This window comes from Roseovarius sp. MBR-154, assembly GCF_053628595.1.
The window spans coordinates 13,674-25,149 of record NZ_JBRJGR010000007.1 but is presented as its reverse complement, the minus strand read 5'-3'; the positions used below and the strand labels follow the sequence as shown (position 1 = coordinate 25,149).

The window sequence follows — 11,476 nt, the reverse complement described above, 5'->3', positions numbered from 1 at the left end:
CTCACGATCCCCCAAGCGCGATGAGAGGCGCGCGCGTCGCATTGTCCAGTGGAACCAGCGAGGCGAGACCGCCCGATCCCGGCGTGCCGCCGAACAGGGGATAGGAATTTTCTTGGCGCGCGACAGGCAGGCGCACAGAGCGGGGCTCCGGCGCATCGCGCGCCGCACCCGCATCGGGCAGGGCGTTGCGGATCCGTTCAAACCGTGTGCGATACCGGCCCGCGAGTTCGGGCGTACGGGAATGGAAATACCCCGCCGCGACCGACCAGTCGCCGGTCTCGTCATGGAGCGTCTTCAGAAACCGGGCGGCGTAGCTTGCGTTGGCCTCGGGATCGAACATATGGGCGATCGACCGGAATTCGGCTCCGTGCCACTTGTAGTTGATCTGGAAGCACCCGACATCAAAGCTGCGCGCGCCCTGACGAAACGCCTGATCAACATACGCGCGCGCCGCGACGGCATCACCGAACCAACGCCCCTCGCCCGCCATGTTGACGGTCCATGGCCAGGGCTCCATCCGGCCCGCATGCACGCGCCCGGTCTCGGTCCGCGTAATCGCGCGCAGTACCTCAAGGGGCACGCCATGCGCGCGCGCCGCGCGCTCCGCGGCCCGGTCACAAAGATGCGACGGCCGCGCCGCAGCGGCATTCGGCAGGGCAAGGAGGCCAATCATGAGCAAGATCACATGCCCTCGCCTCGACCACGCAACTGGCAAGCGAACGGTCGGTCGACAGTGAAGTATCCTATGCATTTTGGGCCCTTTCTGGGTCATGGATCTCGCCGTCCGTGATCATCGATAGCGGCGGAACGTTGAGATTGCGTAAGCACCGGCAGACATCATCAATTGATCGGGATATCCGGGCTCGGCGTCGCGGCCAGAAGTCGGCCGAGCACCTGTCGCGCCGTACCCGCCGCGTCGAGCGCCCGGCGGTGGCGCCCGAGCGGCGGCGCCTCGGGGCCGGGTTCGGCGGCATCGGGCTCTTGCAGCAGGCTGGCGACATCCCGCAAGACCGGGTTCCCTGCAGCGGCCAAAGAACCAGGGTCCGCCGCGAAAAGGGCCGCCCGATCGGCCGCATCGGCCTGCCCGCCAAGCGCATTGAGTCGTGCCGCGGCGGCGTGATCTCCGGCAAGGCTGCGCGCGCGGGCGCGCAGCCCCGCGGCCTCTGGCCCCGCGAGCCACAGCAACTCTGCTTCGGCGGCGCGCGGGCGCTCTTGCGCGAGGGCGATCTCGGCGCGCAGCAGCCGCGAGCCCGGGGTGTCATGCCCGACAAGCTGCGGAGCCACGAACCCGCCTGCCCGGTCTGGAAACCCGACAGCCAACAGGCGGCTCGCGATCGCGCGCGCGATCTCGGGGGCGACATCTCCCGGTTCCCCGAACCGGCCGGACAGCACATGACGCAGGAAGGTGACATCGTCGGCATGCCGCGCCATCTGGCCGATCAGCATGTCGGCGGTCTCCTGATCCGCACGCAGCCTGTCGAATTCGCGCACCGCTTCCCCATAGGCGCCAGCATGCGCAAGGGCCGCGATATAGGCAGCTGACATGCGATGCCCGAGCGCAGTGCCACGATATTCCTGCGCATAGGCACCGGCGAGTTCGGCCCGGTCAAGCGGAACCGGTTCGCCTTTCTCCAACGCCCCCTCGACCAGTGCCAGAAGGGCCTCTGCCGAGGCGGGCGAGTTCCCCTGCACCGCGACGTGCAACGCACTCTGCGCCAAATCGGGATCCTGCCGGACGTGGGCCAGTTCCGCGCGCGCAAGCGCGGTTTCCGGATCATCCGCCTCCTGATGGCGGTCGATGACGCGCAGGATCGATTGCGACGTCTCGCGATGCCCGGCGCTCAGCAAGCGCCGGGCAAGAGCCGGTCCGAGCGACCGCCGCAAGCCGTCCGGCAAGAGCGCGAAGGCACGCAGCAAGCCTTTGTGATCGAGGGGCAGATCCTTTGACAAATCCGGATTGGCCAGGATGCCCCAGAGCATCGTCGTCGCGTCGCAAATCAGCGCGAGCGTCAGTTTGGGCCGCTCTCCGACCGGTTTGTGATCGACGATGAACGACATCTCCCGCAGGAGCTCCGCCTCCGCGTCCGAGTGGCTGCGCAGGGTCAGAGCCAGCCGCGCCTCGGCACCGAATCCGTAATGCAGATAGAGGCGGGCCAATTCGAGTGCGACCGTGTCGTTCGGGCGGTCGAACTCGCCCAGCAGGTCGCGATTGAGGCGACCGAGCTCTTCGTGGAACGGAGCCGTACCGCCCCATGCGGCGACATCCGTCCAGTCAGGTTCCGGACAGGTTTGCGCCTGAACGGGACCGGCCGGAGGCCGCGCTGCCCCGACAATCGCCAGATCAACACTGCTATGTGCGCGCATGTTGAGGGCTGCACGCGGCGCGGACGCGGGGGGGGCCGTCTCAGCCTCTTTCGTCGGCTCGTGCGTCTCGCTGCGGGGCCGTCCGGCTCCCGGTCCGGTGACATCGCGGCGCGCGGGGGTCAGCAATCCCTGGCTCGCCGCGCGGCCAAGCTGTTCGATCAGCGCGCCACGCATGGCGCTGAGGTCCGGCTCAACGCCCGGCGTGTCCTCCGGCGTCCCGTCCTCGTGCATAGGGGCAGTATCGGCGGCGGCCATGACGTCGAGCCGGTCCGACAGCGAGATCAGCGCGGCAGATCGCTGGCCAAGCGCCGAGCTGTCGCGCATTGACCGTGCAAACGGTCGCGCCGGGCGCTCATCCGACGCCGTTTGCGGCGGGGTGGCGATATCGAGCACCAGCATGCGCGCGCCGTGCCAGAACGCGCTCAGTTCGCAGGCGCAGGCGAATTCGATCTCCAGCCGCCCGGGCGCGGACGAGACCGCACGCACCCTCTCGCGCCCGATGCGCTCGAAGACGGCGTCGAGATCGAAATCGAGCCCGGGCGCATCGAAGATCAGCGCTGCACCCGATTTTCGCTCCTGTAGGCGCCACGCAATCCGGCGCGGCATATCGAGAACGAGACGCGTGAACTCCGCATGCGCCCCGGAGCGCACCGGCACCGTCTGTGCCATGGCCATCGCAGGCAAGAGCAGCGCGAGCAGGGTGACCAACAGCCGGATCATGCGGCATCCTGCTTCAGGGCCCTCAAAGCCTCTTCCAGATCGCCAAAGCTGGGGCGTTTATGCGCCGGGGTGTTCTGCCGTCCCACCTCGATGCAGATGTTTGCAGCATGGTTGTGGAGATTGGCGACCAGGACTTCGCGGATCAGCTTGTAGAAATGGGCATCCTCCTCGACCACGTCGCGCACCTTGCTGGCGAAGGGCCCGACGAGCCCGTAAGACAGAAACACCCCGAGAAACGTGCCGACCAGCGCCCCACCGATCATCTTGCCGAGGATTTCCGGCGGCTGGTCGATCGACGCCATGGTCTTGATCACGCCAAGCACCGCCGCCACGATCCCGAGCGCGGGCAGACCGTCGGCCATGGTCTGCAGCGCGTGGCTCGAATGCAGGGCGTGGTGCTGGCTCGCCTCCATGCGCTTGTCGAGTACCTCCTCGACCTGATGGGGATCGTCGTAGTTCATCGAGGCCGAGCGCAGCGTGTCGCCGATCAGCGCCACAGCCTCTCGATCCGCGAGAATGCGCGGATATTTGGTGAAGATCGCGGAATCCTGGGGCGCCTCGATATGTTCCTCCACCGCGACCGGGTTCTGGCGCCCGAGGCGGATCAGGCTGAAGAGCAGACACAGCAGGTCGCGGTAGTCCTCCGGCTGCCATTTCGGCCCCTTGAACACCTTGGCAATATCGCGAAGCGTATGTTTGACCGCCCCCGCGTCATTGCTGATCAGGAACGCGCCGATCGCCGCGCCGCCGATCATCATCAACTCGAACGGCAGGGCGTGCAGGATGATGCCAATCTTGCCCCCGGCGGCAAGGTAACCCCCAAAGACCATCACGAAAATCACCACAATGCCAACGAGCCCTATCATCGTCCTCTCCGCCATTCAGTCCTGAGGGCAGTCTTTCACCGCCGGGTTAAGAAAAGCTGAGCGCCAGCCGATCATTCGCTCGGTACGTCGGCGTTGCGCCCGGCAAGGACGACGCTGAACATATGCGCCGCAGTCGGTGTCAGGCCTGCCATGATCTCGGCAGCGGCCTCGGGGCGCATGCGGGCAAGAAACCCCGCAGCGAATCGCGGATCCATCTGCTCGAAGAGGGCAGCGGCCTGTTTCGGCTTCATCGTCTCGTAGACCTTGGTCAAGCGGCCAAGATCATCCTCGGCTGCGGTTTCCGCGATCTCAAGCGTGGCGCGCAGGCTCTCCTCGGCGTCTTCGAGGGCGGCCAGCCTGCGCGTGACTTCGCCATCGGCGATGCGCAAGGCCTGCATGCGGTCGGCAAGCGCGGCCTCCCGTTCGTCGAGACGGGCCTCGCGGTCTTGCAGGGCGGTCAGCATGGTCTGCAGATCCTGCGGGCGTTCACAGGTTGCCGGTTCATGACCCTCCGGCAGATCCGCTACCGCCTCAACCGAGGCGCGCGCGACCGCCTGACCGGCACCGCCCCCAAGCCGCACCAGGGCAGAGGTCACCAGCAGGGCCGCGATCAACACCAGCGCACCGCGGGCTCTCGGGCGCGTCTGGCGGCGGCGTGCGCGCGGCATCATCTCGCCCCCGCGTCGCGGGTCATCGGATGGCGGTGAAAGACCGCGCCGTCCTGCGGACCAGCAGCCGCCGCTGTCCGGTTCGGCATCTGCCGCTCGTCCGGCAAGTCATGCATCGATGCCACCATGAGTTCGAGCCGTTTGGCCACGCGCTCGGCCCGGTCGGTCAGATCATCGAGCGACCGGGTCGATTCGCCCGCCGTCTCCCGCGCCGCGCGCAGCGTCCGCGTGAGATCATCGACCTGCGCCGAGAGCACCGCCACGGCCCCGCCGACACCGTTTTCCAGATCGTTGAAGCGACTCAACCGGCGGGCAAGCACGTAACAGTAAAACCCGGCCCCCAAGGCCCCGGCAACCAGCAGAATATCGGCGATCAGTTCCATCCCGTCCCCTTTCAGTTCAATACGAATTCCATCACCAGAAGATCGTTTATCCGGCCCGCGCCTGCGACGATCTGCACCCGGCGCAACATCTGTGCGCGCAAGCGCAGCAGCGCGGCGCGCTCCTCCATGTCGGCAAGGCTCAGCGCGCGCAGATAGGTATTGAGCACATCGACGATGCGCGGCATGAGGCGCGTGACTTCGCGTTCATGGGCATGATCGACCTCCAGTTCGGCGCGAAAGCGCAGGTGGCGAGTGACCCCGTCTTGCGAGAGCGAGATCACCAGCGGCTCCACCGGGACAAAAACAACATTGCCGAAATCGACCGCCGCCGCACCCTCCGCCAGCTGCGATGGCGGCGCGCCAAGCGGCAAGAGGCCGGACGAGGCTGCGTAGAACCCGGCCCCACCACCGGCAAGTGCCAGCCCGAGCCCGAGCACCAGCGGCCATTTCCCGCGTTTGCGCCCCGCCTCGGGGAGGTCTTCGGTCTTGTCCTCATCCGCCATGCTGAAATCCTCGACTTGCATCGCGGCCAATATGGCCCAGAGAAACTAACCGATTGTTAAGCCTGATCGGCGAATGATGACCGCATCGACCGGCAGAACGCCGCAGAGCAGGAGGCAACACCTTGCAGCAGATCGTGACCCTCTGGCACTCCCTCGACATGCGGCGGCGCGTGATCGTCGGGCTGGCGACCCTCGCCATGTTCTGGGCGGTGCTGGCGCTGGCCCGCATGGTCTCGGAGCCGCAGCTGAGCCTGCTGTACGCGGGGCTTGAAGGCGGCGCTGCAGGCGAGGTGGTGGCCGCGCTGCAACAGAGCGGCGTGGCCCATGAGGTGCGCGGCGATTCGATCTTCGTCGATGGCTCGCAACGCGATGCGCTGCGCATGACCCTCGCCGGAGAGGGGCTTCCGGCCTCCTCCACCAAGGGCTACGAGCTGCTCGACGGGCTGTCGGGCTTCGGCACCACCTCGCAGATGTTCGATGCCGCCTATTGGCGCGCAAAGGAGGGGGAACTTGCGCGCACCATTCTCGCCCATCCCGCGATCCGCAGCGCGCGCGTGCATCTCGCCTCCACCGGAAGCAATCCGTTTCAACGCGACATTCGCCAATCCGCATCGGTTTCGGTCACGACGCAACCGGGCGGAATCAGCCCCAAACATGCGCGAGCGCTCCGGTTTCTCGTCGCCTCTGCGGTACCGGGGCTGACCCCGGAGGATGTCGCGATCATTGATGCAGAGGGCGGGCTGATCGGCGTCGAGGAGGCCCCGGCCAATGCCCCCGACGACCGCGCCGCCGCTCTGCGGCAACGCGCCGAGCGCCTGCTCGAGGCGCGGGTCGGGCGGGGCAATGCCGTGGTCGAGGTGACCCTCGAGACCGTGATGCGGAGCGAGGCGATCCGCGAGCGGCGATTCGATCCCGAGAGCCGGGTGGCGATCAGCACCGATAGCGAGGAGAGTGCAGAGACCTCCTCCGATCAGGGCGGTGGCGTCACCGTTGCCTCGAACCTGCCCGACGGCGATGCAGGGGCCGAGAACACCTCGACGAGCCAGAACACCGAAACCCGCGAACGGGTGAATTACGAGGTCTCGACGACCGAACGCGAGATCACCCAAGGGCCCGGCGCGATCAAACGGCTGAGCGTCGCGGTGCTGGTCAACGGGATCACCGGAACCGATGCCAGCGGTGCTTCGACGGTCGAGCCGCGCCCACAGGAGGAACTCGACGCGCTGCGCGAACTGGTGGCCTCGGCGGTTGGGCTTGACCCTGACCGCGGCGACGTGCTGACCCTCAGGACGATGACATTCGAGACCCTCGAACCGGCAGGCACGCTGGCCGTGCCGGGGCTCTTCGACCGGCTCGCGCTGGACGCCATGTCGCTGATCCAGGCCGCTGTTCTGGCGCTCGTGGCGATCATCCTGGGGTTGTTCGTGGTGCGGCCTATCCTGGCCCGCCCCCCGGCGCACGCCGCGGCGCAGCTTGCAGCGCCGCCCCGGCCTGAGTCCGCCCTGAACGAGACCGCGAGCGCGGCGCCGTTGACCGGTGAAATCGACGAGGGCGAGTTCGACAGCAGTCGGCTTTCGCTCGTCTCCGACAAATCGACGGAGATGCCCGGGCGGATCGGAGAGGATCAGGATCCCGTGGCGCGCCTGCGCACCCTGATCGGTCAGCGGCAGGAGGAAACCGTCGAGATCCTGCGCAACTGGCTTGAAGGCGAGGAAGAGGAGAAGGCCCGATGACCATCTCCCATCTGCTCGAGGATTTCGGCGAGAGCCTGCGCGGTGCCGCGATCTCGATCACCGATATCTCGCTCGAGGAAGAGCGGCTGGCCGCCTTCGAGACCGGCTATCAGGCCGGGTGGGACGACGCGGTCAAATCCCAGAAGGAAGATGAGCGCAGGATCGCCGCCGACCTGGCCCAGAACCTTCAGGATCTCACCTTCACCTATGAGGAAGCCTATGCCGCCGTGCTCAATGCCCTGCACCCGTTGCTCGAACAGATGGTGGCGACGGTCCTGCCGCCCCTGAGTCAGGACACGCTCGCGCCCCGTCTGGCCGAAATCCTGCAGGAAAAGGCCCTTGACCACGGCCGCCAGCCCATCGTGATCGCGGCTGCCCCCGGCGACATGACCCGCATGGAAACGCTGATCGAGACCTTGCCCGGCCTAGACATCGCGCTTGCCGAGGATGACACGCTGGCCCCCGGCCAGATCTTCCTGCGCTTCGGCGAGACCGAGGAGGAGATCAACCTCGATTCGGTGCTTAGGGCGATCGAGCACGCCGTCTCCGGCTTTTTCCAAGAGAACAGAAAGGCTATTGCATGACCGAACCCGCGACCGCCCCGCCGACAGCGCCCAAGCCGGATCTGACCAATCCGTTCTCCACCGTACCGATCGAGATCACGATCTCGGTCGGCAAGGCGCGCCCCCTGATCCGCGACCTGCTGAAACTCGGCAAGGACGCGGTGCTGCCGCTCGACCGCCGGGTCGATGACGCGGTCGAGCTCTATATCGGCGAACGGCTGATCGCGCGCGGCCAACTCGAGGAGATGGAGGGCGACCAGGCGGGCCAGCTCGCCGTGCGCCTGACCGAGGTGGCCAATCTTCAGGACGGTCTCGGATGACGATCCTGCGCGCGCGGGTCTGGCTGATCGCCGCACTGACGCTCTTCTGCGCGGGCGCCGCGATGGCCCAGGACCTGTCGATCTCGCTTGGCGAGGGCGGCTCGATCACCGCGCGCACGGTGCAGTTGATCGCGTTGGTTACCGTGCTCAGCCTCGCACCCGGCATCGCCATCATGATCACCTGCTTTCCGTTCATCGTGACCGTGCTGTCGATCCTGCGCACCGGCATCGGGCTCCAGCAATCTCCGCCCAACATGTTGATCGTCAGCCTCGCGCTCTTTCTGACCTATTTCGTGATGGAGCCGGTCTTCTCCGAGGCCTGGACGCAGGGCATCGCGCCGCTGATTGAAGAGACGGTGCCACTCGACGAGGCGCTCACCCGCGCCATCGCCCCGTTTCGCGGCTTCATGGCCCAGCGGCTCGACCCCGACACATTCGCCGCAATGGCGGCACTGCGCCCCGATGCCAGTCAGATCCCGAGCGGGCCGGAGGCCCCGCTTTCGGTGCTGATCCCCAGCTTCATGCTGTCCGAGATCGCGCGGGCCTTCCAGATCGGGTTCCTGATCTTCCTGCCCTTCCTGATCATTGATCTGGTGATCGCGGCAATCCTGATGTCGATGGGCATGATGATGGTGCCGCCGGCCATCGTCTCACTGCCGTTCAAGCTCGCGTTCTTCGTGATCGCCGATGGCTGGACGCTGCTCGCCGAGGCCCTGGTGCGCGGCTACATGTGAGCGCGGCGCGGTGTGGCCTGCACCCGGCGCCGAGCGCGCCACATCCCGCTTTCAATCCAGGGCAAACTCCTGTATGGCGCGCGCATCTGAGACGTGATGCCTTTGACCCCGGGCGCATGTGAATGATTGGGGTCGGCGGCAATGGGGCCGTCATTGTAACGGGAGACCCGGGATACGCCCGGGAGTGCTCTCAGCTAGGAAACGACAGATGTTCAAAGAGACGAAAAAATCGATGCAGTGGGGGGAGGAAACTCTCACACTGGAAACCGGCAAGATCGCCCGTCAGGCCGACGGCTCGGTGATTGCCACCCTGGGCGAGACCTCGGTCATGGCGAACGTGACCTTTGCCAAGGAACAAAAGCCGGGAATGGATTTCTTCCCGCTGACCGTTCATTATCAGGAAAAATACTATGCGGCGGGCAAGGTGCCGGGTGGCTTCTTCAAGCGTGAGGCCCGCCCGACCGAGAAAGAGACGCTGACCGCGCGTCTGATCGACCGTCCGATCCGCCCGCTGTTCGTGCCGGGTTTCAAGAACGAAACGCTGGTGATGTGTACCGTCCTCAGCCACGATCTGGTCAATGATCCGGATATCGTCGCGATGATCGCGACCTCCGCCGCGCTGACCATTTCCGGCGCGCCGTTCCGGGGCCCGATCGCAGGCTGCCGCGTCGGCTACTCGGAGGGCGAATACATCCTCAACCCCGAGATCGACGACATGCACAACCTGCGCAACAACCCCGAGCAGCGTCTCGATCTGGTTGTCGCGGGCACCAAGGACGCCGTGATGATGGTCGAGTCCGAGGCGTATGAGCTGACCGAGGAAGAGATGCTTGGCGCGGTAACCTTCGCGCATGAGCAGATTCAGCCGGTCTGTGACCTGATCGTCTCGCTCGCCGAGGATTGCGCCAAGGAGCCGTTCGACTTCTCGCCGCCGGATTACTCCGACCTCTACGCCGCCGTCAAAACGGCGGGCGAAGAGCAGATGCGCGCCGCCTTTGCCATTCGCGACAAGCAGGAACGCACCCATGCGATTTCCGCTGCCAAAGACGCGATCAAGGCACAGCTGACCGAAGAGCAGCTTGAGGACGGCAATCTCGGGGCTGCCCTGAAAAAGCTCGAGTCGGTCGTGCTGCGCGGCGATGTCGTCAAGAATGGCAACCGTATCGACGGCCGTCGTCTGGATGAAATCCGCCCGATCGTCTGTGAAACCGGCCTCTTGCCGCGCACCCACGGCTCGGCGCTGTTCACCCGTGGTGAGACGCAGGGCCTCGTGGTCACCACGCTCGGCACCGGCGACGACGAGCAGTTCATCGACGCGCTGCACGGGAATTTCAAATCGAACTTCCTGCTGCATTACAACTTCCCCCCCTATTCGGTGGGCGAAGCCGGGCGCGTGGGCCCTCCGGGCCGTCGTGAAATCGGCCATGGCAAGCTCGCATGGCGCGCGCTTCAAGCGGTTCTGCCGCCCGCGACCGATTTCCCCTACACCATCCGTCTGGTGTCGGAGATCACGGAATCCAACGGCTCCTCCTCCATGGCCTCGGTCTGTGGCGGGTCACTGTCGATGATGGACGCGGGCGTACCGCTCAAGACATCCGTTGCCGGTGTGGCCATGGGGCTCGTGCTGGAAGAAGACGGTTCTTTCGCGATCCTGTCGGATATCCTGGGCGACGAAGATCACCTGGGCGACATGGATTTCAAGGTGGCTGGCACGTCCGAGGGCATCACCTCCTTGCAGATGGATATCAAGGTCGCGGGCATCACGCCCGAGATCATGAAGCAGGCACTGGAACAGGCAAAAGCCGGGCGCATGCATATCCTGGGCGAGATGGACAAGGCGCTTTCGGGGGCCGCTGATTTCAGCATCCACGCCCCGCGCATCGAGACCATGCAGATCCCCACCGACAAGATCCGTGAAGTCATCGGGTCGGGCGGCAAGGTGATCCGCGAGATCGTCGAGGTATCGGGTGCCAAGGTCGATATCAACGACGAGGGCATCATCAAGATCGCCTCGCCCAACGGCGAGTCGATCAAGAAGGCCTATGACATGATCTGGTCGATCGTGGCCGAGCCGGAAGAGGGCCAGATCTATGACGGCAAGGTCGTCAAGATCGTCGATTTCGGTGCTTTCGTGAACTTCTTCGGCAAGCGCGACGGGCTGGTGCATGTCAGCCAGATCGAGAACCGCCGCCTGAACCACCCGAGCGACGTGCTCAAGGAAGGTCAGGACGTGAAGGTCAAGCTTCTGGGGTTTGACGATCGCGGCAAGGTCCGGCTGTCGATGAAGATGGTCGATCAGGAAACCGGCGAGGAAATCCAGCCGGAGGCGCGCGAAAAAGACGACGCCTGACTCGAATTGATCCGAATGAAAGGGCCCCGTCGCATCGCGCCGGGGCCCTTTTGACGTAACGTCACCGCCATTTCCGCGCAAAAGGTAAGGTTTTCCATACGAGACAGGCGGCACATTTTTTCTCATGACAGCTACATCCGATCGAATGTTGTTCGAGATGCGAGTGATCTGGTTTCGAGTAGAGTTCAGGTGCGTCATCACTCACGGTTTCGCGTACCAGTGGGCCCCGGTGGCAACACCGGGGCCGCCCTTGGGGTCGCCTTTCATTGTCC

General features: G+C 65.5%; 11 protein-coding genes. 5 read left to right on the top strand and 6 right to left on the bottom strand.

Annotated features, from left to right (window positions below):
* Position 1: 1 nt before the first annotated feature.
* From ACSSV4_RS10710 to ACSSV4_RS10685, 6 genes are all read right to left on the bottom strand, one after another.
* The gene (locus tag ACSSV4_RS10710) at positions 2 to 673 is read right to left on the bottom strand and encodes a lytic transglycosylase domain-containing protein (protein WP_454275310.1); all 672 of its coding nucleotides are present in this window, start codon (positions 671 to 673) and stop codon (positions 2 to 4) included.
* A gap of 167 nt (positions 674 to 840) precedes the next feature.
* Positions 841 to 3,084, bottom strand: coding sequence for a hypothetical protein (locus ACSSV4_RS10705; protein WP_454275140.1), 2,244 nt, complete (start codon positions 3,082 to 3,084; stop codon positions 841 to 843).
* Positions 3,081 to 3,950 carry a flagellar motor stator protein MotA gene (gene motA, locus ACSSV4_RS10700; RefSeq protein ID WP_454275139.1) on the bottom strand — a complete coding sequence of 290 codons (870 nt, stop codon included), beginning with the start codon at positions 3,948 to 3,950 and terminating at the stop codon, positions 3,081 to 3,083. The genes ACSSV4_RS10705 and motA overlap by 4 nt, the downstream gene beginning before the upstream one ends.
* A 71-nt stretch (positions 3,951 to 4,021) precedes the next feature.
* A complete protein-coding gene (locus ACSSV4_RS10695) occupies positions 4,022 to 4,618 on the bottom strand; it encodes a MotE family protein (RefSeq protein ID WP_454275138.1) in 597 nt (198 codons plus the stop codon).
* Positions 4,618 to 5,001 (bottom strand): DUF6468 domain-containing protein, encoded by a 384-nt coding sequence (locus ACSSV4_RS10690; RefSeq protein WP_454275137.1) that lies wholly within the window; start codon positions 4,999 to 5,001, stop codon positions 4,618 to 4,620. Before ACSSV4_RS10690 ends, ACSSV4_RS10695 begins: the two co-directional genes overlap by 1 nt.
* 11 nt (positions 5,002 to 5,012) lie before the next feature.
* Positions 5,013 to 5,504 carry a flagellar basal body-associated FliL family protein gene (locus tag ACSSV4_RS10685; RefSeq protein ID WP_454275136.1) on the bottom strand — a complete coding sequence of 164 codons (492 nt, stop codon included), beginning with the start codon at positions 5,502 to 5,504 and terminating at the stop codon, positions 5,013 to 5,015.
* Between the two features lie 122 nt (positions 5,505 to 5,626).
* Between ACSSV4_RS10685 and fliF the strand changes: the two genes are divergently transcribed.
* The 5 genes from fliF (at position 5,627) to pnp (ending at position 11,204) form a co-directional block, all read left to right on the top strand.
* On the top strand, positions 5,627 to 7,237 hold the full coding sequence (fliF, locus tag ACSSV4_RS10680) for a flagellar basal-body MS-ring/collar protein FliF (protein ID WP_454275135.1): 1,611 nt from the start codon (positions 5,627 to 5,629) through the stop codon (positions 7,235 to 7,237).
* Complete coding sequence (locus tag ACSSV4_RS10675) at positions 7,234 to 7,821, top strand: flagellar biosynthesis protein (protein WP_454275134.1); 588 nt, start codon at positions 7,234 to 7,236, stop codon at positions 7,819 to 7,821. The genes fliF and ACSSV4_RS10675 overlap by 4 nt, the downstream gene beginning before the upstream one ends.
* Positions 7,818 to 8,120, top strand: a complete 303-nt coding sequence (locus tag ACSSV4_RS10670) for a FliM/FliN family flagellar motor switch protein (protein ID WP_454275133.1) — start codon at positions 7,818 to 7,820, stop codon at positions 8,118 to 8,120. The genes ACSSV4_RS10675 and ACSSV4_RS10670 overlap by 4 nt, the downstream gene beginning before the upstream one ends.
* Positions 8,117 to 8,854 (top strand): flagellar type III secretion system pore protein FliP, encoded by a 738-nt coding sequence (fliP, locus tag ACSSV4_RS10665; RefSeq protein ID WP_454275132.1) that lies wholly within the window; start codon positions 8,117 to 8,119, stop codon positions 8,852 to 8,854. The genes ACSSV4_RS10670 and fliP overlap by 4 nt, the downstream gene beginning before the upstream one ends.
* 208 nt (positions 8,855 to 9,062) lie before the next feature.
* Positions 9,063 to 11,204, top strand: a complete 2,142-nt coding sequence (pnp, locus tag ACSSV4_RS10660; protein WP_454275131.1) for a polyribonucleotide nucleotidyltransferase — start codon at positions 9,063 to 9,065, stop codon at positions 11,202 to 11,204.
* The last annotated feature ends 272 nt before the right edge of the window (positions 11,205 to 11,476 follow it).